23 protein-coding genes are annotated in these 23,837 nt (G+C 71.9%); 10 read left to right on the top strand and 13 right to left on the bottom strand.

Going from position 1 to position 23,837, the window contains the following annotated elements; translation table 11 throughout:
- Positions 1-500, top strand: a 500-nt coding sequence (locus tag RCO28_RS14885) for an SDR family oxidoreductase (protein ID WP_308941559.1), incomplete at its 5' end; no start/stop codon positions are given.
- Between the two features lie 48 nt (positions 501-548).
- On the opposite strand, the gene RCO28_RS14880 is transcribed toward RCO28_RS14885, so the two are convergent.
- Positions 549-1,274, bottom strand: coding sequence for a GntR family transcriptional regulator (locus RCO28_RS14880; RefSeq protein ID WP_308941558.1), 726 nt, complete (start codon positions 1,272-1,274; stop codon positions 549-551).
- Between the two features lie 151 nt (positions 1,275-1,425).
- On the opposite strand from RCO28_RS14880, the gene RCO28_RS14875 reads away from it, so the two are divergent.
- The gene (locus tag RCO28_RS14875; RefSeq protein WP_308941557.1) at positions 1,426-2,289 is read left to right on the top strand and encodes a (2Fe-2S)-binding protein; all 864 of its coding nucleotides are present in this window, start codon (positions 1,426-1,428) and stop codon (positions 2,287-2,289) included.
- A 36-nt stretch (positions 2,290-2,325) separates the two neighbouring features.
- Here RCO28_RS14875 and RCO28_RS14870 read toward each other — a convergent pair whose 3' ends face one another.
- The gene (locus RCO28_RS14870) at positions 2,326-3,888 is read right to left on the bottom strand and encodes an MFS transporter (RefSeq protein ID WP_308941556.1); all 1,563 of its coding nucleotides are present in this window, start codon (positions 3,886-3,888) and stop codon (positions 2,326-2,328) included.
- Between the two features lie 344 nt (positions 3,889-4,232).
- On the opposite strand from RCO28_RS14870, the gene RCO28_RS14865 reads away from it, so the two are divergent.
- Positions 4,233-5,381, top strand: a complete 1,149-nt coding sequence (locus RCO28_RS14865; protein WP_308941555.1) for a DUF2637 domain-containing protein — start codon at positions 4,233-4,235, stop codon at positions 5,379-5,381.
- Between the two features lie 38 nt (positions 5,382-5,419).
- Here RCO28_RS14865 and RCO28_RS14860 read toward each other — a convergent pair whose 3' ends face one another.
- From RCO28_RS14860 to RCO28_RS14850, 3 genes are all read right to left on the bottom strand, one after another.
- Positions 5,420-5,857, bottom strand: a complete 438-nt coding sequence (locus tag RCO28_RS14860) for an ATP-binding protein (protein ID WP_308941554.1) — start codon at positions 5,855-5,857, stop codon at positions 5,420-5,422.
- Positions 5,858-6,007: 150 nt separating this feature from the next.
- The gene (locus tag RCO28_RS14855; protein ID WP_308941553.1) at positions 6,008-7,750 is read right to left on the bottom strand and encodes a pyruvate dehydrogenase; all 1,743 of its coding nucleotides are present in this window, start codon (positions 7,748-7,750) and stop codon (positions 6,008-6,010) included.
- A 196-nt stretch (positions 7,751-7,946) separates the two neighbouring features.
- Positions 7,947-9,461, bottom strand: a complete 1,515-nt coding sequence (locus tag RCO28_RS14850; protein WP_308941552.1) for a protein phosphatase 2C domain-containing protein — start codon at positions 9,459-9,461, stop codon at positions 7,947-7,949.
- A 565-nt stretch (positions 9,462-10,026) separates the two neighbouring features.
- On the opposite strand from RCO28_RS14850, the gene RCO28_RS14845 reads away from it, so the two are divergent.
- The gene (locus tag RCO28_RS14845; RefSeq protein ID WP_308941551.1) at positions 10,027-11,019 is read left to right on the top strand and encodes a helix-turn-helix domain-containing protein; all 993 of its coding nucleotides are present in this window, start codon (positions 10,027-10,029) and stop codon (positions 11,017-11,019) included.
- 125 nt (positions 11,020-11,144) lie between these two features.
- On the top strand, positions 11,145-11,627 hold the full coding sequence (locus RCO28_RS14840; RefSeq protein ID WP_308941550.1) for a DUF456 domain-containing protein: 483 nt from the start codon (positions 11,145-11,147) through the stop codon (positions 11,625-11,627).
- 49 nt (positions 11,628-11,676) lie between these two features.
- Here the strand turns inward: RCO28_RS14840 and RCO28_RS14835 are convergent, their stop codons facing one another.
- Positions 11,677-12,162 (bottom strand): methylated-DNA--[protein]-cysteine S-methyltransferase, encoded by a 486-nt coding sequence (locus RCO28_RS14835; RefSeq protein WP_308941549.1) that lies wholly within the window; start codon positions 12,160-12,162, stop codon positions 11,677-11,679.
- On the bottom strand, positions 12,159-13,643 hold the full coding sequence (locus tag RCO28_RS14830; RefSeq protein WP_308941587.1) for an AlkA N-terminal domain-containing protein: 1,485 nt from the start codon (positions 13,641-13,643) through the stop codon (positions 12,159-12,161). The genes RCO28_RS14835 and RCO28_RS14830 overlap by 4 nt, the downstream gene beginning before the upstream one ends.
- A gap of 222 nt (positions 13,644-13,865) precedes the next feature.
- On the opposite strand from RCO28_RS14830, the gene RCO28_RS14825 reads away from it, so the two are divergent.
- Positions 13,866-14,414, top strand: a complete 549-nt coding sequence (locus RCO28_RS14825) for a hypothetical protein (RefSeq protein ID WP_308941548.1) — start codon at positions 13,866-13,868, stop codon at positions 14,412-14,414.
- 186 nt (positions 14,415-14,600) lie between these two features.
- Here RCO28_RS14825 and rsgA read toward each other — a convergent pair whose 3' ends face one another.
- Positions 14,601-15,680, bottom strand: a complete 1,080-nt coding sequence (rsgA, locus tag RCO28_RS14820) for a ribosome small subunit-dependent GTPase A (RefSeq protein ID WP_308941547.1) — start codon at positions 15,678-15,680, stop codon at positions 14,601-14,603.
- A 342-nt stretch (positions 15,681-16,022) separates the two neighbouring features.
- Positions 16,023-16,196, bottom strand: coding sequence for a hypothetical protein (locus tag RCO28_RS14815; protein ID WP_308941546.1), 174 nt, complete (start codon positions 16,194-16,196; stop codon positions 16,023-16,025).
- A gap of 74 nt (positions 16,197-16,270) precedes the next feature.
- Between RCO28_RS14815 and RCO28_RS14810 the strand changes: the two genes are divergently transcribed.
- On the top strand, positions 16,271-17,284 hold the full coding sequence (locus RCO28_RS14810) for a LysR family transcriptional regulator (protein ID WP_308941545.1): 1,014 nt from the start codon (positions 16,271-16,273) through the stop codon (positions 17,282-17,284).
- A complete protein-coding gene (locus RCO28_RS14805; RefSeq protein WP_308941544.1) occupies positions 17,281-18,099 on the top strand; it encodes an alpha/beta fold hydrolase in 819 nt (272 codons plus the stop codon). The genes RCO28_RS14810 and RCO28_RS14805 overlap by 4 nt, the downstream gene beginning before the upstream one ends.
- A 9-nt stretch (positions 18,100-18,108) precedes the next feature.
- On the opposite strand, the gene RCO28_RS14800 is transcribed toward RCO28_RS14805, so the two are convergent.
- From RCO28_RS14800 to RCO28_RS14785, 4 genes are all read right to left on the bottom strand, one after another.
- Entirely contained in the window at positions 18,109-19,071 is a 963-nt protein-coding gene (locus RCO28_RS14800) for an electron transfer flavoprotein subunit alpha/FixB family protein (RefSeq protein ID WP_308941543.1), read from the bottom strand.
- Positions 19,072-19,094: 23 nt separating this feature from the next.
- Entirely contained in the window at positions 19,095-19,874 is a 780-nt protein-coding gene (locus RCO28_RS14795; protein ID WP_308941542.1) for an electron transfer flavoprotein subunit beta/FixA family protein, read from the bottom strand.
- A 52-nt stretch (positions 19,875-19,926) separates the two neighbouring features.
- Positions 19,927-21,096, bottom strand: a complete 1,170-nt coding sequence (locus RCO28_RS14790) for an acyl-CoA dehydrogenase family protein (RefSeq protein ID WP_308941541.1) — start codon at positions 21,094-21,096, stop codon at positions 19,927-19,929.
- Positions 21,097-21,185: 89 nt separating this feature from the next.
- A complete protein-coding gene (locus RCO28_RS14785) occupies positions 21,186-22,391 on the bottom strand; it encodes a CaiB/BaiF CoA-transferase family protein (protein ID WP_308941540.1) in 1,206 nt (401 codons plus the stop codon).
- A 259-nt stretch (positions 22,392-22,650) separates the two neighbouring features.
- On the opposite strand from RCO28_RS14785, the gene RCO28_RS14780 reads away from it, so the two are divergent.
- Entirely contained in the window at positions 22,651-23,184 is a 534-nt protein-coding gene (locus RCO28_RS14780; protein WP_308941539.1) for a phosphonopyruvate decarboxylase, read from the top strand.
- A 20-nt stretch (positions 23,185-23,204) separates the two neighbouring features.
- Positions 23,205-23,804, top strand: a complete 600-nt coding sequence (locus tag RCO28_RS14775) for a thiamine pyrophosphate-dependent enzyme (protein ID WP_308941538.1) — start codon at positions 23,205-23,207, stop codon at positions 23,802-23,804.
- Positions 23,805-23,837: the final 33 nt, after the last annotated feature.

The raw sequence follows: 23,837 nt of genomic DNA, 5'->3' as shown, positions 1-23,837 counted from the left end.
CTTTGCGGATCAGCCCGCGGCGTCTGGTGCGGTGCATCGGCGTGCGCCCGGATCGCCCTCGTACTGGACGTACTTGGGTGATTCGGGCGTGCGGCGAGGTGCCGTGCCAGGCGTCGCGGGCCCGCAAAGATCGGGGAGACGGGCCCGAGGGCCGTATCGTCCACCTCGCCTCGCAGCAGTCGATCCGCGCCTTCGGCAACAGCGGTGCGTACGGCGTCTCCAAGGCCGCGATCTGCGCCCTGGCCCGCTCTCAGGCGGAGGCCTGGGCGTCCCACGGGGTGAGCGTGAACGCCATCGCGCCGGGGTTCATCCGTACGCCGCTGAGCGAGCCCGCGTTCCAAGTGCCGGGCCGGGCCGAGGAGTTGGCGGCGCGCACTCTCGCCGGGCGCAACGGCGAAGCCGAGGACTGCGCGGGGGCGGCGGTGTTCCTGGCGAGTGAGGCGGCCCGCTACGTGCACGGGCAGACGCTGTTCGTGGACGGCGGGTTCTCCGTCCACTGAGACTGGAGGAGCCCCACTGAGACCGGAGGAGGCGAGGAGCGGCCGGGCTCACTGCGCCTGGGTGAAGTGCTCCCGTACCAACTCCCCCACCACCGCGAGGTCCTGGGCCACCAGGGCGTCGAGGAGCGCGGTGTGTTCCGCCGCGTCGGCCACCAGGTCGGCACGGCGGCGGTGCACGGGGCCGGAGGCCAGCGGCCACTGCGAGCGGCGGTGCAGGTCGTCGGCGATCACGAGGAGCTGCTGGTTGCCGGCGAGCGAGAGGATCGCGCGGTGGAAGGCGCGGTCGGCGTCGACGTACGCCGCGAGGTCGCCGCGCGCCGCGGCCACCGAGGTCTCCTCGGCGAGCGGACGCAGCTCCGCCCACCGCTCCGCGGGCTCGCTGCGGGCCAGGCGCAGCATCACCGGAACCTCCAACAGGGCCCGTATCTCGGCGAGTTCGGCCAGTTCGCGCGGGCTGCGCTCGGCGACCCGGAAGCCCCGGTTGGGGACGACCTCGACGGCGCCCTCGTGGGCGAGCTGCTGCATCGCCTCGCGCACCGGGGTCGCCGAGACCCCGAACCGCTCCCCGAGGACCGGCGCCGAGTACACCTCGCCCGGCGCCAGCTCGCCGCTCACGAGCGCCGCCCGCAGCGCGTCGAGCACCTGCCCGCGCACCGAGTGCCGCCGCACCTGCCGTGCGGTCCCCGTTCGGGTGTCCTCTCCGCGCGCCTGCTCCGGTACGCGCCCGTGCGGCACCGGGGATCGACCGGTGGGCCGCGGTCCGGCCTGCTCCACTCGGGTCCTCCTCGGTGCGGTGTACGGGTCGGGGCGCCTGCTCGGGCGCCAGACAGGGACCCTATGCGGGTGGGGCCGCAGTTCAAACCTCAGATCGGTCGGGTAAGGTAAGGCTTACCTGCAAACGATCGCTAGAAATCGGTGGTCCCGCATGCTCCTGCCCGCCCTGGCCCCAGGCGCCGTACGACCGGGCCCCTCGCCCGTCGCGGAAGCGTATGCCCGCCTGACGGAGGTCTTTCCGGGGCTGCGGTTCCAGGAGCTCCAGGCGGACGAGCAGGCCCCGCAGGACGGCGGCTGGGTGGCCGCGGCCCGGCTCGCGGAGGGCGGGGCCGACCTCGACGCGTTCCTCGCGTGGGACAACGCCCAGATCCTGCGGGACTACAAGCAGCAGGCCCGCCCGGACGTCATCGCCAGCTTCGGCCTGCACCGGTACGCGTGGCCGGCCTGCCTGTTGATCACCGTGCCGTGGTTCCTGCTGCGCCGGGTGCCGCGGTTCCCCGTGGCGAATGTCACCTTCCAGCGCTCGCTCGGCCGGATGGCCGTACGCGTCACGGACTTCGCCTGCCTGCCGGACGACCCGGCCGCCGGTTCACCGGGTGCCCGGGTCGTGGCCGACGAGGAGGCGCTGCGCGGGGAGGTCCGGGCGGCGGTCGCCGAGCACCTCGGTCCGGTCCTCGACGGCTTCCGGCCGCGGATGCGGCGCGGCCCGCGCGCCCTGTGGGGCATGGCGACCGACGAGATCGTCGAGGGCCTCTGGTACGTGGCGCACCTCCTCGGCGAGGAGCACCGCGCCATGACGGAGCTGGAGCAGCTCCTTCCGGGCACCACGAAGCCGTACGTCGGAGCGGCCGCGTTCCGTGAGCTGACGGGGCCGAACGGCGAGGCGCTGCCCACCCGGGACCGGGCCAGCTGCTGCCTCTTCTACACGCTGCGCCCCGAGGACACCTGCGTCACCTGCCCGCGCACCTGCGACGCGCAGCGCGTGGAGCGTCTGACCGCGGCCGCCGCAAGCTGACACCCCCCGGCACCCCGCCGCAAGCCGCAGTACTCCTCACTTCCCTGACGCTCCGAACGGCGTGGCGCCGTTGCCCTGGAGGCGTTCCAGGTCGCCGGCTCGTACCTGGATGACCAGGAGGGCGATCAGGGCGGCGACGATCGCGAGGACGGCGGCGACGATGAACGCGCTGGAGACGCCCGCGGCGAGGACGCGGTCGCTCCAGGGCGCCGGGAGTTCCCTGGTCCTCTCGAACGCGAGCCGCTGGGCCTGGCTCGCCTCGGCCATGAACCGGGGGATCTGATCGGCGGCCTCGTTGCGGCTGGCCGTTCCGAAGACCGTGACCAGGATGGACAGGCCGAGCGAACCGCCCACCTGCTGGGTGGCGTTGAGGACTCCGGAGGCGGCTCCGGCCTCCTTCGGGGCCACACCCGACACCGCCATCAGCGTCAGCGACACGAACTGCATCCCCATGCCGAAGCCGAAGACCAGCATGGGACCGAGCAGGCTCCCCGCGTAGGTGCTGTCGACATCGGTCAGCGTCAGCCAGCCGAGCCCCACCGCCGCCAGGGTCGCGCCCCCGACCATGAAGGGCTTGGGACCCCATTTGGGCAGCAGCTGGGAGGCGAATCCCGCGCCCATCGCGATGATCGCGCTCACCGGCAGGAAGGCGAGACCGGCCCGTAGCGGGCTGAAGTGCAGCACGTTCTGCACGAAGAGGGTCAGGAAGAAGAACATCCCGAACATCGCCGCGGCCAGGCTGAGCATCATCCCGTACGTGCCCGCGCGGTTGCGGTCGCGGAACATCCACAGGGGCGTGATCGGCTGCTTCGACCGGCGTTCGATCGCGAGGAACGCGGCGAGGAGTGCGACGGCCGCGCCGAAGGCCGCGAGGGTCACCCCGTCGCGCCAGCCGTCCGAGGCGGCGCGGATGAAGCCGTAGACGAGCGACACCATGCCCACGGTGGAGGTGAGCGCGCCGAGGAGGTCGAAGTGGCCCGGATGCCGTTCGGACTCCCGGATGTGGCGCGGCGTCGCCAGCACGATCAGCAGGCCGATGGGCACGTTGACGAAGAGGACCCAGCGCCAGTCGAGCCACTGCACGAGCAGTCCGCCCGCGAGCAGACCGATCGCGCTGCCACCCGCCGAGACGGCGGCGAAGACGCCGAACGCCCGGTTCCGCTCGGGGCCTTCGCGGAACGTCGTGGTGATCAGGGCGAGCGAGGTCGGGGAGGCGATGGCGCCACCGACGCCCTGCAGCGAGCGCGCCGCGAGCAGTTGCCAGGACTCCTGCGAGAGCCCGCCGAGGAGCGAGGCGAGGACGAAGATCAGGATGCCGGCGATGAAGACTCTCCGGCGGCCCAGGATGTCGCCGAGCCGCCCGCCGAGGAGCAGGAGACCGCCGAAGGTCAGGGTGTAGGCGTTGACCACCCAGGACAGGTTCTCGGTGGAGAAGTCCAGCGATCTCTGAATGTGCGGGAGGGCGATGTTCACGATGGTGATGTCGAGGACCACCATCAGCTGACACGAGGCGATGACGAGTAGCGCGACACCACCGCCGCGGCCCCGCTCCGGGGATTCGGCAGCCGTCTGCACGGGTGTGGAGTCGGAGTCCGCCATGGGATTGCTTGCAGCTCAATGTCAGCGGTGAACGGAAGCGTTCACCCCATCGACGGTAGTCCCGGGCCCGCGGCGCCGCGAGTCGATCAAGACGCGCCTGGCGGTGGGGCGGTCCGGCTGAACGACGGAGCCGCACCCTCCGGCGGCGCCGTTCGCACCCGCCCCCGCACACCCGACTCTTCGAACTCAACTCGGCACGCTCGACGGCCAGTTCGAGGACGTGTCCCCCATCCGCGCCGTGCCGCGGCCTCATTTCCCCCTCTTGCTCCGAAAGCGCCTGGGCGACTTTCCGGTTGAGCCAATATGGCGCCCGAAACGCGCTGATGCGACGCAAGGGACCCCAGATGAGAATGACCGACATATCGCTGGACTGGCTGCTTCCCGGCGGCGTGCTGCTCCTGGGCCTGCTCGCGGCGTTGGCGGTGGTCGCACGTGGGAAGCGGGCCGGGGAGAAGGCGGCCGCCGAGGACTCCTGGGAACGCAGCGAGGAGCGCCGCAGGCGCAAGGAGGCCATCTACGGAACGGCCTCGTACGTACTCCTCTTCTGCTGTGCGGCGGTGGCCGCGGCCCTGTCGTTCCACGGGCTCGTGGGCTTCGGGCGGCAGAACCTCAACCTCTCCGGGGGCTGGGAGTACCTGGTGCCGTTCGGCCTGGACGGTGCCGCGATGTTCTGCTCGGTGCTCGCGGTGCGCGAGGCCAGCCACGGGGACGCGGCGCTCGGCTCGCGCCTGCTCGTGTGGACGTTCGCGGGGGCCGCGGCCTGGTTCAACTGGGTGCACGCCCCGCGCGGCCTCGGTCACGACGGCGCCCCGCAGTTCTTCGCCGGCATGTCGCTCAGCGCGGCGGTCCTCTTCGACCGCGCCCTGAAGCAGACCCGCCGGGCCGCGCTGCGCGAACAGGGCCTCGTACCAAGGCCGTTGCCGCAGATCCGGGTGGTGCGCTGGCTGCGCGCGCCGCGCGAGACCTTCGGCGCGTGGTCGCTGATGCTCCTCGAAGGCGTACGCAGTCTGGACGAGGCGGTCGAGGAGGTGCGGGACGAGCGCAAGCAGAAGACGGAGAACCGGCAGCACCGGCGCGACCAGGAGAAGCTGGAGCGGGCCCACCTCAAGGCGGTCAGCCGGGGCCAGCGGACCCTGACGGGCAAGATCGGCCGGCTCGACACCCGCGAGCAGCAGCCCCAGGCCGCCGCGCTCACCGGCCAGTCCCCGCAGGCCGTGCTCCCCGCGCAGGGCCAGCCGCCCGCGGTGGCGGCGGGCACGGGCGAGCGGGCCGGCCAGGGCACGCAGGGCGGCCAGGCGGGCGGCGCGGACCCTGCCATAGCGGCGGAACAGCTGCCCGTACGATCCAGACCCTCACTGCAGGCCGTGAACGGGGCTGAGCCGGGCGCGGCGGCGGAGCACGTCGACCTCACCGTGGAGGACGACACACAGACGCTGCCGCGCCTCGACTCCCTGGAGCAGAAGCTCAAGGACCTGGAGCAGCAGTTCGGTTGAGCGTGAGCGCGGGTCTCATCCTTGCGTGGGCGGAGGGTTCAGGCGAGCCCTCCGTCCAGCTCGAACCACACCGCCTTTCCGCCGTCCTGGGTGCGCACGCCCCAGGAGTCGGCCAGTGACTGGACGAGGAGCAGGCCTCTGCCGCCCGTACCGTCGTCGGCGTGCGGTACCCGCGGTGTCGGCCTGTTCCTGACGAAGTCCCTGACCTCGACCCGGAGCCGGTGCGCGCGCACCGTGGCCGTCAGGACCGCGTCGTCGTCGGTGTGCACCAGTGCGTTGGTGACGATCTCGCTGGTGAGCAGCTCGGCCACGTCCGTGCGCTCCGGCTTGCCCCAGTGCAGCAGCAACTCCCGCAGCGCGCGCCGGACTTCGGACACCGCCCGCAGGTCCGCGCGCCCGAGTCTGCGGTGCAGCCGCGCCGGATCCCCCACCGCCGTGGCGCCCCCGACCGTGCTTTCTTGTGCGTGGCTTGTCATGACCCCCGCCCGTAGGCTGTCGGCTCTTCTCCTTCATGGACATCTCACGTCGAACACGTACACGGTGATGCATGCCCCCGCCCGGAAAGCGGCACGCCTGTCGATTCCGTACAAGTGGAGCCTTGTCGCGACGCCCGCGGTTCCGACCGCCTAAGGCCGCGGCACGTTGCGCAGGTTGGACCGCGCCAGCTGCAGCATCCGCCCCACCCCGCCGTCGAGGACGATCTTGCTCGCCGAGAGGGCGAACCCCGTCACCATCTCGGCGCTGATCTTCGGCGGGATCGACAGCGCGTTGGGATCGGTCACCACATCCACCAGCGCCGGCCCCTTGTGCTTGAAGGCGTCCTTCAGCGCGCCCGCGAGCTGCTTGGGCTTCTCCACCCGTACGCCGTACGCCCCGCACGCCCGCGCCACGGCCGCGAAGTCCGGGTTGTGGTTCCCGGTGCCGTACGAGGGAAGTCCGGCCACCAGCATCTCCAACTCGACCATCCCGAGCGAGGAGTTGTTGAACAGCACGACCTTCACCGGCAGGTCGTGCTGGACGAGGGTCAGGAAGTCGCCCATCAGCATCGAGAAGCCGCCGTCGCCGGACATCGACACGACCTGCCGGCCGCGGTCCACGAACTGGGCGCCGATGGCCTGCGGCAGCGCGTTGGCCATCGAGCCGTGCGAGAACGAGCCGATGACGCGGCGCTTCCCGTTGGGCGAGAGATAGCGGGCCGCCCACACGTTGCACATGCCGGTGTCTACGGTGAACACCGCGTCGTCGTCGGCCAGTTCGTCCAGGACGGACGCCACGTACTCGGGGTGGATCGGGACATGCTTGTCGACCTTGCGGGTGTACGCCTTGACGACCCCCTCCAGCGCCTCGGCGTGCTTCTTCAGCATCTTGTCGAGGAACCGCCGGTCCGACTTCGGCTTCACCCGCGGCGTCAGACAGCGCAGCGTCTCGCGTACGTCGCCCCACACCGCGAGGTCCAACTTCGAGCGCCTGCCCAGGTGTTCGGGCCGCACATCGACCTGCACGATCTTCACGTCGTCGGGCAGGAACGCGTTGTACGGGAAGTCCGTGCCGAGCAGGATCAGCAGATCGCACTCGTGGGTGGCCTCGTACGCGGCGCCGTAGCCGAGCAGTCCGCTCATGCCGACGTCGTACGGGTTGTCGTACTGGATCCACTCCTTGCCGCGCAGCGCGTGCCCCACCGGGGACTTGACGGCCTCGGCGAACTCCATGACCTCCTGGTGGGCGCCGGCGGTGCCGCTGCCGCAGAAGAGGGTGATGCGGTCGGCCTCGTCGATCAGGTCGACCAGCTTGTCGATCTCCGAGTCGCCGGGGCGCACGCTGGGCCGCTCGGTGACGAGGGCCTGCTCGGGGGCCTTCTCCGGGGCGGGCTCGGACGCCACGTCACCCGGGAGCGCGACGACGCTGACGCCGCCCTGGCCGACGGCGTGCTGGATCGCGGTCTGCAGCAGCCGGGGCATCTGCTTCGGGCTGGAGATCAGCTCGCTGTAGTGGCTGCACTCGCGGAACAGCTGGTCGGGGTGGGTCTCCTGGAAGAAGCTGAGGCCGATCTCGCTCGACGGGATGTGCGAGGCGAGGGCGAGGACCGGGGCCATGGAGCGGTGCGCGTCGTACAGGCCGTTGATCAGGTGCAGGTTGCCGGGGCCGCAGGAGCCCGCGCAGGCGGCGAGCTTGCCGGTGATCTGGGCTTCCGCGCCCGCGGCGAAGGCGGCGGTCTCCTCGTGCCGCACCTGCACCCAGTCGATGTCGCCGGTGCGGCGGATGGCGTCCACGACCGGGTTGAGGCTGTCCCCGACGACTCCGTACAGGCGCCGCACGCCCGCGCGGACGAGGATGTCGACGAACTGCTCGGCGACGTTCTGCTTGGGCATCAGGGTGCACCTTCCTCCGGTGGGGGCCGGGTTTCCGTGAACCATCCACTCACGCCGAGCTGGGGCGCGCCTGCTGTAATCCCCTCCCCGCCCCTTCCCGAAGTCCTCGCCGGACGGGCCTCCTCAATCTCCCCCAGCTACCGCTGGGAGGTGCCCCCAGAGGGGCTGAAAAATCAGCCTCTCCGGCGATTGAGGCTCAGGCCTCCCACAAGCCGCAGGCCGTGCGGTCGTCCGCGTACCCCTTCACCCGCACCTGCACGTCCGCGAGGAACTCCGTGAGACCCGGCGGCTCGGGGGCCGACCAGTGGTGGAGTAGGTGCCCGGCAAGGGCCGGTTCGCCGCGCAGGGGTTCGGCGAGGCCCCCGCTGCACAGCAGCAGCCGGTCCCCGGGGCGGGCCACGGAGGCCCGGAAGCGGAAGGGCTCGGGCGCGGGACGTGCCGCCCGCTCGTACGGGCTCGGCGGCGTCGCGATGCCGAGGTCCATCGTGAGCCGGTCCCCCTCCACGGACTCCTCGGACGAGGCCCGCAGCGAGCCGAAGCCGACCACCGCTTCCCCGACCACCTCCGTGACCTGCGGCTCGATGTCCTTCCAGGCCCCGTCCCTGAGCCGGAAGAGCCCGCCTGGGCCGACGCCGAAGTACACCCGCGTGCGGCACCGCGGATCGGCCGGTACGAGCAGGCAGCGCAGCGTCGTCGCGCTGTACTCCTCGGGTTCCAGGCCCTGTTCGGCGGCGACCGCGCGGAGCTTGCCGAGGCTGCGGGCGGTGAGCCGGTGCAGCCCGGACTTGAGGTCGCCGCGGCGGCCCGCGCGGATGTCGTCGGCGAGCCGGGCGTGGCTGCGGCCCACGGCGCGGCCGATCCAGTGGCAGGCGTCGGCGGCGGCGAGGTGCGCGGCGGGCGCGGTGCGGGCGCCGGTGGCGAGGGCGACGAGGACGAGCCCGCCGTCGCCGCTGCCGAAGCGGGCCGTGAGCAGGGCGTCGCGGCGCGGCTCGCCGCGGTAGCGGGCCGAGTCGCCGCGTACGGACGCGGCGCGCAGCGTGCACGCGCCGTACCGGGCGCCGTCGAGCACGGTGTCCGCGACGAGCCCGGCGAGGGCGTCGGGGTCGGCGGGCGGCAGGGCGGTGGGGTCGGCCTCGTACGTCGGCGGCCCCTCCCCGACGTACGCGACCCCCGGCCGTACGGCGGCATCGGGCGCGGTGCGGGCGGCGGGGACGCCGACGGCGGGCGGGGCGGCGGCGCCCGGTTCCAGGTCCGGGTCCGGGTCCAGGTCCAGGTCGGGCTCCGGGTGCAGGCCCGCCTCCAATTTCGGGTCCGCCGAAGGGTCGGTGGACGGTTCGGTGTTGCGGCGGGCCGGGCCGAACGTGGTCGGCACGGGCGCGGGCGCCGGGCCCGCCGCGGGGTCCGCCGGGGGTTCCCACGGGGCGCGCAGCGGCGCGTACGGCACGGCGTCGGCGGCGGGTGGCCTGGGCGCGAGGGCGCCCGCCGCGCCGGGTGCGGGCCCGGGACGTGCCGCGTCGGTCCCGTCGGACGGGCGCGACGTCACCCGTCCCTTGCCGCCGCCGAGCGTGTCCGTGGCGGAGGCGAAGCGGTCGTCCAGGGTGTCCGGGGCCGGGGCGGGACCGGTGTCCTCGGTGGCCTCGTCGTACAGCTGACCCCACCAGTCGTCGCCCTGGCCGGAGTTGCCTCTGTGCCTGTCCCCCTGCTGGCTCATGCCCTTATTGTCCACAGGACGGGCGCCCCGAAAACGGCGCTTGACGGAAATACCGCCGCGGCGGGCGCCGATCCAGACGGTCCCGGTCAACTCCCGTACCCCATGGGGCACATGGGAGCCCGGGTCAACTCCCTTACCCCATAGGGCACATGCGTACGAAAGAGACCCGCCGGGCGGCCCCACCCCCCACGGGAAGGACGCCCGGCGGGCCGGTCGGTCGTGGTGGCCGCGCGCCGCCGCACGGTGAGACCCGGGGCACGGATGCGCCCGGGTCGCGGCGGGCGGGCCACACACGCCGCCGGTATCTGCCGGACACCCCCCTGGCCTGCGCTCCTTGGAGCCGCCCCCGGCCCCGGCAACCGGTGGCGACACCTTGGCAGAGAGGTGGGGGGTACGGGGATGATGTTGGGCGGCGGGTTTGCGCCGTGGCCGGTTTCCGCCACGGCGGGGGCGCGCCGCCGAGCAGCGCCGGAACCCTTCCGAGGGCCCGGCTCACGGGGTGACCGAGCGGCCGATCGTCGTACGACCGGTCGGTTCGTACGGGAGTGGGGAGGGGCAGCGGCCCATGTTGGGTGCGATAGGTCTGGACGAGGTGCAGGAGACGGCGTACCGCGCGCTGGTGGCGCTCGGTGCCGCCGAGGTGGCCGATCTCGCCGCCAGGATCGGGCTCGGGGAGAGCGATACGGAGCGGGCGGTGCGCCGGCTCGAACAGCAGGGGCTCGCGGCGCAGTCCTCGGCGCGGGCGGGCCGCTGGGTGGCGGCCCCGCCCGGGGTGGCGCTCGGGGCGCTCCTCACGCAGCAGCGGCACGAGCTGGAGCAGGCGGAGCTGGCGGCGGTGCTCCTCGCGGAGGAGTACCGCGCACAGGCCACCGAGCCCAGCGCGCACGACCTGGTCGAGGTGGTGACCGGTGCGGGCGCCGTCGCCCAGCGCTTCCTGCAACTCCAGCTGGGCGCGAGCCGCGAGGTGTGCGCCCTGGTCACCGGGCGCCCGGCCGTCGTGACCGGCACTGACAACGATGCCGAGGAGCAGGCGGCGGAGCGCGGCGTGCGGTACCGCGTGGTGGTGGAGCGGGACGTGCTCTCGCTGCCGAACGGGCTTCTGGAGATGTCGGCGGCGCTCGGCCGGGACGAGCAGGTCCGGATCGTCGACCGCGTCCCCACGAAGCTGGTGGTGGCCGACGGCCAGCTGGCGATGGTGCCGCTGACGTCCCGTACGGCCGGCCGTCCGTCCGAACCGGCCGCCCTGGTCGTGCACGCGAGCGGGCTCCTCGAATCGCTGACCGGGCTCTTCGAGGCGGTGTGGGAGCAGGCGCTGCCGCTGCGCCTGGGCGAGGGCGGCACGGTCACGGAGACCAGCCCGGCCGAACCCGACGGCACGGACCTGGAGATCCTCTCCCTCCTCCTGGCCGGCCTGACGGACGCCAGCGTCGCCAAACAGCTCGACCTCGGCCTGCGCACGGTCCAGCGCCGCGTGAAGGGCCTGATGGAACTGGCGGGCGTGACGACGCGGCTGCAGCTGGGCTGGCATGCGTATGAGCGGGGGTGGGTGGCGCGGTAGGCAGGCCTGCGGCGCTGAAAGGTCAGCCCCTCCGGCGTTTGAGGAGCAGGGGTCCGAGGGCTGGCCCCCGCGCGGTCCGGCCCGTCTGACCTGCGCGGGCGAAGCCCGTCCTGCACCCTGGGCAGATGGGTGCGTGGGAGCTGCTGCTGGTCGGGGCGGTGCTGCTGCTCGGCCTCTGCGGCGTACTGATCCCGGGTGTGCCCGGATCGCTCCTGGTGTGGGGCGGGGTCGCGTGGTGGGCGCTGCTCGACCAGTCGGGGGTGGCTTGGGCCGTGCTCGTCGGGGCGACGTTTCTGCTGCTCCTGCAGCACGCGATCCGCTGGCGGCTGCCCCCGCGCCGCATCCAGGGCGTGGGCATCACCCGCCGCATGGTGGTGTGCGCGGGCCTCGGCGCGCTGGTGGGGTTCGTCGTCGTCCCGGTGATCGGCTCGGTGCCGGGTTTCATCGGCGGCGTCTACCTCACGGAACGCCTCCGCCTCGGCAGCCACGGCGGGGCCTGGTGGTCGACCCGTGCGGCGATGCGGGCCATCGGCACGAGCGTCCTGGTGGAACTCTTCGCGTGCCTGCTGAGCGTGGGGGCGTGGGTGGGGGTGCTGATCTGGGGCTGAGGTCCCCCTCGGAGGACCGCCGCCTCCCGCTCCGTACGCCCGGCACGGATCAGAGCACGCCCTCCAACCCCAGCAGCATCCGCTTCCGCTCCAGGCCGCCCGCGTACCCCGTGAGCGACCCGTCCGCGCCGATGACGCGGTGGCAGGGGCGGACGATGAGGAGGGGGTTGGCGCCGATGGCCCCACCGACCGCCCGGACCGCGGCGCGGGAGGCGCCGATCGTGGCCGCGAGGGCGCCGTAGCTGGTCGTGGCGCCGTACGGGACCGCGTCCAGGGCCGCCCACACGCGCTCCCTGAACTCCGTGCCCTCGGTGCGGAACGTCAAGTGGAACTCCTTCAGATCCCCGGCGAAGTAGGCCCGCAGTTGTGCCGTCGCCTCAGTGAACACGGCGGGGTCGCGGCGCCAGTCCGCCCGGACCGTGCGGCCGCCCTTCTGGCCGGGAACGGAGAGCGAGCTGAGCGCGCCCGAGCCGTCCCCGGTGAGCAGCAGCTCGCCGAGCGGGCTGTCGAGGGTGGTGTAGTACGTGGTCGTCACGGCTGCTCCAGGTCGGAGGTGAAGGCGGAAGCGGAGGCTGAAGTGGAGGCGGAAACGGAAGCGGAAACGGAAGCGGAAGTGGAGGCGGGTGTGCGGGCGGGGCCCGGTGTCGACTCGCCGTCGGCCCACAGGTGTTGGAGGGCGTACGAGCGCCACGGGCGCCAGGCTTCGCGGGCCGGCCGGCCCGGCACGGCCACGTCGGGGTCGCCGAGGGCGCGCATCCGGATGTGGGCCGCCGTGGCCGCGTCCACCCCGGGCACCGCGCGCAGCGCCTGCTCGGCGTCGTCGCGATCGGCGCCCGAGTCGAGGCGTACGGAACCGTCCTCGAGCGCGGCCGCCAGCGGCAGGTGTGCCGCGAGCACCTTCGACTCGGGAAAGACATGGGTGAGCGCCCCACAGGGCACATCGAGCGGTCGGCCGTGCTCGGCGACGAGCCGCGCGGCCCCCGCGCTCCCGACGACCGCGCGGACGGCGCACTCCTCCGCGTCGGCGGCGCCCGGCGAGCGCAGGCCGGGGCGGGCGGCGACGAGCGCGGCGAACTCGGGCTCGGCGCCGAGACGTTCGTCGACGGCCTGCGGATCGGCGTCCAGGTCGAACAGGCGGCGCAGGCGCTGCACGGCGGTGGTGAGGTCGCGCAGGTCGGTGAGGTGCAGCCGGGCGTCGAGCCAGGGCCCGGCCGCCGCCTCGTCGACGGCGACGATGCCCTGGCCGTGCGGGAGCCGCAGCGTACGCCGGTAGGTACGGGCGCCCGGCGGGCCGGTCAACTCCTCGATACCGGCGACCACTTCGGCCGCGAGCCGCTCGAAGATCGCCGGGCGGTGGTACGGCTCGCGGTACGCGAGGCGCAGCGGCACACCGACGAGGCGGCCGGGGCCCTCGGCGGGCGGTGCGTCGGCCGGGGCGGGCGGGGCGGGCGGCAGCTTCGTGGCTGCCTCGGCGCGCAGGGCGGTGGGGGTGCGGGCGTAGATCTGCCGGATCGTCTCGTTGAACTGCCGCACGCTCGCGAAGCCCGCCGCGAACGCGATGTCGGTGACGGGCAGCCGCGTCGTCTGCAGCAGCAGCCGCGCGGTGTGCGCGCGCTGCGCGCGGGCGAGCGCGACCGGGCCCGCGCCCACCTCGGCGGTGAGCTGGCGCTGCACCTGCCGCGCGCTGTAGCCGAGCCGCAGGGCGAGGCCGGGGACGCCTTCGCGGTCCACGACGCCGTCGCCGATCATGCGCATGGCGCGGCCCACGACGTCGGCCCGTACGTTCCACTCGGCGGAGCCGGGGACCGCGTCGGGGCGGCAGCGGCGGCAGGCGCGGTAGCCCTGGCCCTGGGCGGCGGCGGCCGTCGGGTAGAAGTGGACGTTCTTCCGCTTCGGGGTGACGGCGGGGCAGCTGGGGCGGCAGTAGATGCCGGTGGTCTCGACGGCGAAGAAGAACTCCCCGTCGAAGCGGGCATCGCGGCTGCGCACCGCCTCGTATCCGGTCTCTTCATCGATCACCCGTCCAGTGTGCGCCTCGGCCGTGCACGGCGGCTGGCGGTATTCGGACACGATGTTCGGGGGTGCCGGTGCGTTGATTCGACCCCGCGCGCGTGCGGGCGAGGCCGGTGGGCGACACTGAATGGCGCTGAGTACCAGCCCTTGCCAGTGAGTACCAGCCCTGCCAGTGAGTACCAGCTTTGCCAGCCGTTGTCAGTCGTTGCCAGAACAGGACCTGCCATGTCTGCTTCCGTCCGCCCCCAGCGGCGCCGTCTCGCCGCCGTCTGCGCGGGCACCGCGCTGCTCGCTCTCTCCGCCACCGCCTGCGGCTTCGAGGACAGCGCTGCGGTCGGCGTCGTGACGTACCAGCCCGTCGCCGCCGCGCCCGCCGCGGGCCACGGTGAAGAGGCCGGCGAGGGCTCCCACGGCGAGGAGACCGCGAAGGACGAGCAGGCGGGCCACGGCGAGGAGGCCGCGCAGGAGGGCCACGGCGAGGAGCAGCCGGCCGAGGGTCACGGCGAGGAGGCCGCGCAGGAAGGCCACGGCGAGGAGGCCGCTGCGGGCGGTCACGGCGAAGAGGCCGAGGGCGTCTCCGAGACCAACCCGAGCATCAAGGGCTGCCACGTGATGAAGGGCGGCGCGGGCAAGGTCGAGAACCACACGATGACGGACATGACCGTGTACGTGGGCGCGGACTGCACCGGCGAGTCGAAGTACGTCGGCAGCAAGCGCACGGGCGACATCGCGCCGGAGGCCGACGCCTGGAACAGCTACCGCTTCGTCCAGTAGTCGCCCGGCAACGCCTTCCTGGAGAGGTGAAACGGGCCCGTCGGCCAGGCCGCCACAGCCGGCCGACGGGCCCTCTCCCCGGTGCCCGGCCAGGCACCGGCCCCTTCGGGTACGGGTTTCGCGCCCCGTACCCGAAAGCCTTCCGGTAAGGGCTTCGCGCCCGTACCCGAAAGTCCTTCCGCGCCGTCAGTGCCGGCGGCCGCGCTTGGCCTCCATCGCGGCCCGGCCCTGCGCCTGCTTGACGCGCCACTCGCGGCGGATCTCGTCGCGGGTGCGGGCGTCCGTCTTGGCGATGATCCGCCGGTTCTCGCGCAGCAGCTTGCGGTAGCTGTGCAGCCGCCGGTCCGACAGCGTGCCGTCGTCGAGCGCCGCGAGCACCGCGCAGCCCGGCTCGGCGTCGTGCGCGCAGTCCTGGAACCGGCAGTCGGCGGCCAGTTCCTCGATCTCCGCGAAGACCTGCCCGACGCCCGACTCGGCGTCCCACAGGCCCACGCCGCGCAGCCCGGGGGTGTCGATCAGCACGCCCCCGCCGGGCAGGACGAGCAGGTTCCGCGTGGTCGTGGTGTGCCGGCCCTTGCCATCGACGTCACGGGCAGCCTGCACCGTCATCACGTCCGCCCCGAGCAGGGCGTTGGCAAGGGTGGACTTCCCGGCGCCGGACTGGCCGAGCAGCACGCTCGTGCCGCCCGCGACGACGGCTGCGAGCACTTCGGTGCCCTCGCCCTCGGTGGCGCTGACGGGCAGCACCTGCACGCCGGGCGAGGCGGACTCGACGTCGGCGACGAGATGCCCGCGCGTGACGGGGTCCGGCACCAGGTCGGCCTTGGTGAGCACGACGACGGGCTGGGCCCCGGACTCCCAGGCGAGCGCGAGGAACCGTTCGATCCGGCCCAGGTCGAGCTCGACGGCCAGGGAGACCGCGATCACGGCGTGGTCGACGTTGGCGGCGAGGATCTGGCCCTCGGACCGCTTGGACGAGGTGTTGCGCAGGAACGCGGTACGCCGCTGCAGCAGCGCACGGACGTACCTCGGGTCGCCGCCGTCCGGGTCGACGGCGGCCCAGTCACCCGTGCACACGACCTTGGCGGGGTCGCGCGGCACGACGAACTCGGTGTCGGCACGCACGGTCCCGGCCGCGGTGACGACATCGCACTGGCCGCGATCGACCCGCACGACCCGACCGGGCACGAGACCCTGCGCGGCGTACGGGACGAACTCGTCCTCCCGGCCGGCGTCCCAGCCGTACGGGGAGAGCGCGTGCGACAAGGCGGAGGAAGCTGAGGAAGCTGAAGAGAGAGTCAAGGGGAACCCTTCACAGGGCGGCCCCGGCTGCGCACGAACGGTGCGGTGTCAGTGGGTGGTTCAGCCGGTGACCACGGGGGCGGCATTGATGAACTCCTGAACGCGGGCAGCATCCGCCGCAGCGACAGCCATCAGTCACACCTCCTGGTCCACACAGCTGGTGAGGGCCACCTGGAGGCGGCCCCTGCGAACAGGACCAAAGATAGGCAGGCCCGACACCGTGCGCCAGCGAATTTCCATGGCGCCCCGCCCTTCATGGGCGGCCGCAACTCCGCTGACCCTGCCTGCACGAAAACGCCTCCCCTTTCAGGCGCGGGTCAGATCCAGGAGGATCTTGGAGGCGACGGCCCGGTCATGGGCGAGATCGAAGACGGCCCGGGCCTCGGCGAACGGGAAGGTGTGCGTGGCGACCTCGTCGACGGGAAGCTCCTGGGCGAACAGCGCGAGGGGGCCGCCCAGTGCACCAGGGAGGCGCCCCAAGCCGCGCGTACGAACACTGCCGATTGCATAGCATCCGGTGGTACTCCCGGGCCCGGCGAAGATGACGAGGAACAGTGGACGTCAAGCAGCTGAAAGCACTGATCACCGTGGCCGAGGTGGGCAGTGTGACGCGGGCCGCAGCCGTGCTGCACCTGGTGCAGCCTGCGGTCACCCGGCAGATCCGCACTCTGGAGGAAGAGTTGGGGATCCCGCTCTTCGAACGTACCCGGCAGGGCATGCGCCCCACGGAGGCCGGGATGATCGTGGTGGGGCGTGCCCGGCGCGCGCTGCACGAACTCGAGCGGGCCCGTGCGGAGGTGCAGCCCACACGGGGGCAAGTGACCGGCATCGTGACCGTCGGTCTCCTGGAGAGTTCGCTCAACCTGTTGGCGGAGCCATTGGCCTCCGCGGTCTCCCGGGCTCATCCCGGCATCGAACTCCGCCTGATGACGGCGTACTCGGGTCATCTGCAGCGGTGGCTCGACGACGGCGACCTGGATCTGACACTGCTGTACAACCTCGACAGCACGCCGTCGCTCAACGTCCGCCCCCTCGTCGAGGAACGTCTCTGGGCGGTCGCACCGCCCACGGCCGGGTTGAGCGCGGACCGTCCCGTCCCGTTCTCCGAGGCCGCCGCCCACCCCCTCGTCATGCCCGCTTCCGGGCACGCCCTGCGCGTGCTCATCGACGCAGCCGCCGCCGGAGAGGACACACAGATGGACGTGGCCGTCCAGACCAACTCGATGACCGTGCAGAAGCGGCTGGCGCAGGCCGGGCACGGCTGGACCATCCTGCCCGGTGTCGGCATCGACGAGGACATCTCCGGCGGCTCGTTGAGTGCCGCGCCCTTGTGCGAGCCCGAAATCTGGCGGTCGATCGTCCTCGCCACCCCTCGGGCCGGGCGCACTCCCCCTGCCGCGGAAGTGGTCGCCCACGAGTTGATCCGCCAGATCACCTCGGCCGTCAGCAACGGCACCTGGCCCTCGGCCCGGCTTCTCGGCGCGGACGCCACGGACACCACGGACGCCACGGACACCACGGACACCACGGACACCACGGTCGCGGGCGATTCCAAGGACAGCGCATGACAGACATCCACTCTCACCTGGACGGCGTCGCCCACGCCGGAGACGGCACGGCCCTTGCCTACCAGTGCCGCGGCGCCGGCCATCCTCTCGTGCTCCTCGCGGGGCAGGCCAACAACCACCACTGGTGGGACGGTGTGCGCGACGACTTCCACCGCACGCACCGCACGATCACGATGGACTACCGCGGCACGGGCGGGAGCGACGCACCTCAAGAGGGCTATTCCACAGGCCAGTTCGCAGACGATGTGATCTCGGTTCTCGACGCGTTGGGTGTCGAACGCACCGACCTCTACGGCACCTCGATGGGCGGCCGGGTCGCCCAGTGGATCGCCGCACGCCACCCCGAGCGGATCAGGCGCCTCGTCCTGGGCTGCACGTCACCGGGCGGCCCGAACGCCGTCGAGCGTGACGTCTCGGTGCGACGTGCGCTGGCCACGCCCGACCCGGCCGCCGCCGAGCGGGTCCTGGTCGACCTGATGTACACCCCGGCCTGGCGCGCCGCCCACCCCGGCCCGTACAACACACTCGGCGACCCCGCCATGCCCCCGCATGCCCGGCGCGGCCACCTCGTCGCCAGCAACAGGCACGATGCCTGGGAGGTACTTCCGCTCATCTCCGCGCCGACCCTGATCCTGCACGGAGACCACGACCGTCTCACGCCACCCGACAACGTGGCTCTGCTCGCCGCCCGCATCCCGGACGCCACGACGTACGTGTTCGGCGGCGCCCGGCACGCCTACTTCGAGGAGTGCCGGGTCACCGCCGGTCCGCTGGTCGGGCGATTCTTCGAACAGGGCCTCCCGGGCCGATCTTGACGAACAGGCTCATCCCTTGCGGGTGTTGACCTCTTCGGTGAGCTGCGGGACGACCTCGAAGAGGTCACCTACGACGCCGTAGTCGACCAGGTCGAAGACCGGGGCCTCGGCGTCCTTGTTGATCGCCACGATCGTCTTCGAGGTCTGCATACCGGCACGGTGCTGGATCGCTCCGGAGATACCGGCCGCGATGTACAGCTGCGGGGACACACTCTTGCCGGTCTGGCCGACCTGGTTCGCGTGCGGATACCAGCCGGCGTCCACCGCGGCACGCGAGGCGCCGACGGCCGCACCGAGCGAGTCGGCCAGCGCCTCGATGATCGCGAAGTTCTCCGCGCCGTTGACGCCACGGCCACCGGAGACCACGATCGCGGCCTCGGTCAGCTCCGGACGCCCCGTCGACTCACGCGGCGTGCGCGCGGTGACCTTCGTACCGGTGGCGGCGTCCGAGAAGGACACGGCCAGCGCCTCGACCGCACCGGCGGCCGGAGCGGCCTCCACGGCGGCCGAGTTCGGCTTGACCGTGATGACCGGAGTGCCCTGCGTGATGCGGGACTTGGTGGTGAAGGACGCGGCGAACGCCGACTGCGTCGCCACCGGACCCTCGACACCCACCTCCAGATCCACGGCATCCGTGATGATGCCCGACTTGATACGGACCGCGAGACGCGCGGCGATCTCCTTGCCCTCGGACGAGGACGGCACCAGCACCGCGGCCGGTGCGACCGCCTCGTAGGCCGCCTGCAACGCGTCCGCCTTCGGCACGACCAGGTACTCCGTGAACTCCGTTGCCTCCGCGGTCAGTACGCGGGTCGCTCCGTGCTCGGCCAGGGCAGCCGCCGTGTCTGCGGCACCCGCGCCCAACGCCACCGCGACCGGTTCACCGATCCGCCGTGCCAGCGTCAGCAGCTCCAGAGTGGGCTTGCGGACGGCGCCTTCCACGTGGTCGACGTAGACGAGAACTTCAGCCATGAGATTCCTCAACTCCCGGTGATTCAGACGAACTTCTGGCCCGCCAAGAACTCAGCCAGCTGCTTGCCGCCCTCGTCCTCGTCCTTGACGATCGTGCCTGCGGTACGGGCCGGACGCTCGGCCGCCTCGTCGACCTTGGTCCAGGCACCCTCCAGACCGACTGCGTCCGCCTCGATGTCCAGGTCGTCCAGGTCCAGGGACTCCACCGGCTTCTTCTTGGCGGCCATGATGCCCTTGAACGACGGGTAGCGGGCCTCGCCCGACTGGTCCGTCACCGACACGACAGCCGGAAGCGACGCCTCCAACTGCTCGGACGCAGTGTCACCGTCACGACGGCCCTTGACGGTGCCGTCCTCGACGGACACCTCGGACAGCAGCGTCACCTGCGCCACACCGAGACGCTCGGACAGCAGCGCGGGCAGAACGCCCATCTCCCCGTCGGTCGAGGCCATTCCGCAGATCACCAAGTCGTAGCCGACGTGCTCGACCGCCTTGGCGAGCACCAGCGACGTACCCATGACGTCCGTGCCGTGAAGGTCCTCGTCCTCGACGTGCACAGCCTTGTCCGCGCCCATGGACAACGCCTTGCGCAGCGCGTCCTTGGCGTCCTCCGGACCGACCGTCAGCACGGTGACCTCGGCATCGTCCGCGTCTTCGGCGATCTGCAGGGCCTGCTCGACCGCGTACTCATCGAGCTCCGACAGCAGGCCGTCGACATCGTCGCGGTCGACGGTCAGCTCATCCGCGAAGCGCCGCCCGCCGGCCGCGTCCGGCACATACTTCACACACACAACAATCCTCATGGGGCACACAGCTCCTGTTCTCCGATGGCACCCGTCCGTTCGGCAGCCACGGCTACGCGTCGAGTCCCCCGCGCTTGACGAGCTGGGCCGCGATCACGTTGCGCTGGATCTCGTTGGTGCCCTCACCGACGATCATCAACGGGGCGTCGCGGAAGTAGCGTTCGACGTCGAACTCGGTGGAGTAGCCGTAACCGCCGTGGATACGGACCGCGTTGAGGGCGATCTCCATCGCGGTCTCCGATGCGAACAGCTTCGCCATGCCCGCCTCGGTGTCGACGCGGCGGCCGGCGTCGTATTCGCGGGCCGCGTACAGGGTGAGCTGGCGGGCCGCCGTGAGCGAAGTGGCCATGTCGGCCAGGTAGTTGCCGATCGACTGGTGCTGCCAGATGGGCCGGCCGAAGGACTCGCGCTCCTGGGCGTACGCGAGGGAGTCCTCGAAGGCGGCGCGGCCCACCCCGAGGGCACGCGACGCGACCTGGAGGCGGCCGGTCTCCAGGCCCTTCATCATCTGGCCGAAACCCTTGCCCTCCGCTCCCCCGAGTACGGCCTCACCGGACGCGCGGTAGTCCTCGAAGGAGAGTTCACAGCTCTCCACACCCTTGTAGCCGAGCTTCGGCAGATCCCGGGAGACGGTGAGGCCCGGGCCGTGTTCCACCAGGAGGATCGACATGCCGCGGTGCGCGGGCGTGGCATCCGGGTCGGTCTTGCAGAGCAGGGCGATCAGCTGTGAGCGGCGGGAGTTGGTGATCCAGGTCTTCGACCCGTTCACCACATACCCTCCCTCACCGTCCCTACGGGCCACCGTGCGCATGGCCTGAAGGTCGGAGCCGCCGCCCGGTTCCGTCAGCGCCATGGTGGCCCGGATCTCGCCGGTCGCCATACGAGGCAGGTAGCGGCGCTTCTGCTCCTCGGTGCCGAACTCGGCCAGGAGCTTGGCGACGACGGTGTGCCCGCCCATCGCTCCGGCCAGGCTCATCCAGCCGCGGGCGAGCTCCTCGGTGACCAGGACGTAGCAGGGCATGGAGACGGGGGTGCCGCCGAACTCCTCGGGGACGGCCAGGCCGAAGATGCCCAGCTCCTTCATCTTCTCGATGAGCGCCTCGGGGTAGGTGTTGGCGTGTTCCAGCTCCTGGACCACCGGCTTCACCTCCTTGTCGACGAAGTCGTGCACGGTCTCGACGACGAACCGCTCGTCGGCGGCCAGGGTGTCCAGGGTGCTCATGGGGTCGATCTCCTCGATGAGTGGTGTGCGGGTGATGGGACGGGTGTCAGGGCGTCAGGGCGTCAGGGCGTCAGGTCAGGTGAACCGGGTCAGATCACGCGATCCGCGCGCAGCTTTGCGATGTCCGCCGCGCTCCGGCCCTGCGCGGTCAGGATGCGCTCGCTGTGCTCGCCGAGCGCGGGCACCGGCTCCATACGCGCCTCGGTGCCGGACAGGTCCACCGGGGGTTGCAGGGCCTGGATCGGCCCGCCGGGTGTGCCGACCTCGTGCCAGCGCCCCCGTCCGGCGAGTGCCGGGTGGTCGAGGAAGTCGGGGACGTCGTTCACTCCGGCGTTGGCGACCGCCAACTCGTCGAGTCGCCTGGCCAGTTCACCGCTGCCGGCCCGGCGGAACCGTTCGGCGATGATCGAGTTGAGTTCGTCCCGGTGCGCGACCCGGGCCGAGCCGGTGGCGAAGCGCGGGTCGTCCACCAGATCGGGGCGCTCCAGGAAGTGGTCGCACAGGGCTCGCCACTCGCGTTCGTTCTGCACGGAGAGCAGGATCTGCTTGCCGTCGGCGGCGGTGTAGGCGCCGTAGGGGGCGATGGTCGCGTGCTGGGTGCCGATCCGGGGCGGCTGGGTTCCGCCGTACCGGGTGTAGTAGGCGGGCTGGTTCATCCACTCGGCCAGCGCCTCGAAGAGCGATACCTCCACGGCCCGCGCCACGCCTGTGGTGGCGCGGGTGAACAGGGCGGTGAGGATGCCCGTGTAGGCGTACATGCCGGCGGCGATGTCGGCGATCGACACCCCTACGCGTGCCGCTTCCTCCGCCGTGCCGGTCAGGGAGACGAGTCCGGTCTGGCACTGCACCAGCAGGTCGTACGCCTTGCGGTCGGCCCACGGTCCCGTGGTGCCGTACCCGGAGATGGTGCAGGGGATGAGCGCCGGGTACCGCTCGGCAAGGGAGCCCGGGTCGAGACCGAGGCGGGCCGCGGCTCCGGGGCCGAGGTTCTGCACGAACACGTCCGCGTCGGCGAGGAGTTCGCCCAGGATCTCGCGCCCGTGCGGCGACTTCACGTCCAGGGTCAGGGACTCCTTGGAGCGGTTGAGCCACACGAAATAGCTGGACTCGCCGTGGACCGTGGTGTCGTACCGGCGGGCGAAGTCACCACCGTCGGGCCGCTCGACCTTGATCACGCGGGCGCCGAGATCCGCCAGTTGGCGTGTGGCGAACGGCGCCGCCACGGCCTGCTCGATGCTGACGACGGTGATTCCGGACAGGGGGCGCCCGGCGGCGGGTTCGGTCGTTCCGGTCATGCGGTGAACTCCAGGGTTCGGCCGACGGGTACTGGATCAACATCATGCGACCTCATGTGAACGCCTGTGAAATAGCAATTTCTGATGCGTGCATGCCCGGCGCAGATGACGACGGGAGGCGGTCGAGCTCGCGTAAGCCCCCGGGGGCCAGTTATGCGATCGCCGTATGCAGGCATCAGGACTTTCTATTGTTCGCTGGCCCACATCAGCACTCATGATGAGTGGCGTCTTGAGCCGACCGAGCACGGAGACGCCACCGATGACACCCACCCAAGCCCCAGCGCCCTCCTGGCAGGAGGACGTCTTCACGGCCTTGAAGGCGCAGGGAGTCCAGCAGATCGCCTACGTTCCCGACGCGGGCCACTCCCACACCATCCACGAAGCCCAGCGCGATCCCGACCTCCACGACGTGGTGCTGACCACCGAGGAAGAGGGTGTGGGCGTGGTCAGCGGCGCCTGGCTGGGCGGGCAGCGCGCGGCGCTGCTGATGCAGAGCAGCGGCGTCGGCAACTGCGTCAACATGTTCTCCCTGCTGCAGATGTGCCAGTTCCCCTTCCTCACGCTCGTGACGATGCGGGGCGAGTACGCCGACTTCAACCCGTGGCAGGGGCCCATGGGCCGTACGACCCAACAGGCCCTGGAACTCATGGGCATCACGGTGCTGCGGGCCGACGTGCCCGAGGACGTCGCCGACACCGTCGGGGCCGCCGCCGACATGACCTTCGAGGCGGGCGAACGCGTCGCCGTGCTGCTCGGACAGAAGCTGATCGGCCGTAAGAAGTGGGACCGGTGACCGACGTGGGAGCACACACGATGAGCAGCACCGACACTCAACCCCGGCTGGAACGCCGCCGTTTCGTGGCCGATCTGATCGGCCGCGTGCCCGAGGACACCCTGGTGGTGTCCGGGCTCGGCTCGCCCAGCTACGACCTGTACGCGGCCGGCGACCGGCCCGGCAACTTCTACCTCTGGGGCGCGATGGGTGCCGCGGTGCCGGTGGCACTCGGGCTCGCCCTGGCGCAGCCCGACCGCCCCGTGGTCGCGCTCACCGGCGACGGCGAACACCTCATGGGAATCGGCGCGTTGGGCACCGCCGGGGCCAAGCAGCCGCCCAACCTCACCCTCGTCGTCCTGGACAACGCGCACTTCGGCGAGACCGGCATGCAGGCGAGCCACACCGGCCTCGGCACCGATCTGATCGCCGTCGCCCAGGGCTTCGGAATCCACGACGCGCTGCGCATCACCGCTCTCGATCAGGTCGACGACCTGGCCGGACGGGTCAAGGCGCGCTCGGCGACCACGTACGCGCAGGTGCTGATCACGACGTCCGAGCCGCCGCGCGCCCTGCCGCCGCGCGATGGCGTGGCCAACAAGAACTCCTTCCGCGCCTCGCTCGGCCTGAGCACGTTCTGAGTACGGCCGGTCCGCCGAGACCGGGTGAATCAA

It is taken from the genome of Streptomyces sp. LHD-70 (assembly GCF_031157275.1).
GTDB lineage: Bacteria > Actinomycetota > Actinomycetes > Streptomycetales > Streptomycetaceae > Streptomyces.
The sequence above is the reverse complement of the archived record's forward strand: the minus strand, read 5'-3'. Positions and strand labels throughout refer to the sequence as shown.

Bases quoted from the DNA above. Each gene is read 5' to 3' on its own strand.
- RCO28_RS14855 (WP_308941553.1), bottom strand. From the start codon at position 7,750: ATGCCCAAGCAGAACGTCGCCGAGCAGTTCGTCGACATCCTCGTCCGC.
- RCO28_RS14825 (WP_308941548.1), top strand. From the start codon at position 13,866: ATGTCTGCTTCCGTCCGCCCCCAGCGGCGCCGTCTCGCCGCCGTCTGC.
- RCO28_RS14865 (WP_308941555.1), top strand. From the start codon at position 4,233: ATGAGAATGACCGACATATCGCTGGACTGGCTGCTTCCCGGCGGCGTG.
- RCO28_RS14775 (WP_308941538.1), top strand. From the start codon at position 23,205: ATGAGCAGCACCGACACTCAACCCCGGCTGGAACGCCGCCGTTTCGTG.
- RCO28_RS14795 (WP_308941542.1), bottom strand. From the start codon at position 19,874: ATGAGGATTGTTGTGTGTGTGAAGTATGTGCCGGACGCGGCCGGCGGG.
- RCO28_RS14805 (WP_308941544.1), top strand. From the start codon at position 17,281: ATGACAGACATCCACTCTCACCTGGACGGCGTCGCCCACGCCGGAGAC.
- RCO28_RS14875 (WP_308941557.1), top strand. From the start codon at position 1,426: ATGCTCCTGCCCGCCCTGGCCCCAGGCGCCGTACGACCGGGCCCCTCG.
- RCO28_RS14780 (WP_308941539.1), top strand. From the start codon at position 22,651: ATGACACCCACCCAAGCCCCAGCGCCCTCCTGGCAGGAGGACGTCTTC.
- RCO28_RS14845 (WP_308941551.1), top strand. From the start codon at position 10,027: ATGTTGGGTGCGATAGGTCTGGACGAGGTGCAGGAGACGGCGTACCGC.
- RCO28_RS14800 (WP_308941543.1), bottom strand. From the start codon at position 19,071: ATGGCTGAAGTTCTCGTCTACGTCGACCACGTGGAAGGCGCCGTCCGC.
- RCO28_RS14870 (WP_308941556.1), bottom strand. From the start codon at position 3,888: ATGGCGGACTCCGACTCCACACCCGTGCAGACGGCTGCCGAATCCCCG.
- RCO28_RS14860 (WP_308941554.1), bottom strand. From the start codon at position 5,857: ATGACAAGCCACGCACAAGAAAGCACGGTCGGGGGCGCCACGGCGGTG.
- RCO28_RS14850 (WP_308941552.1), bottom strand. From the start codon at position 9,461: ATGAGCCAGCAGGGGGACAGGCACAGAGGCAACTCCGGCCAGGGCGAC.
- RCO28_RS14790 (WP_308941541.1), bottom strand. From the start codon at position 21,096: ATGAGCACCCTGGACACCCTGGCCGCCGACGAGCGGTTCGTCGTCGAG.
- RCO28_RS14840 (WP_308941550.1), top strand. From the start codon at position 11,145: ATGGGTGCGTGGGAGCTGCTGCTGGTCGGGGCGGTGCTGCTGCTCGGC.
- RCO28_RS14785 (WP_308941540.1), bottom strand. From the start codon at position 22,391: ATGACCGGAACGACCGAACCCGCCGCCGGGCGCCCCCTGTCCGGAATC.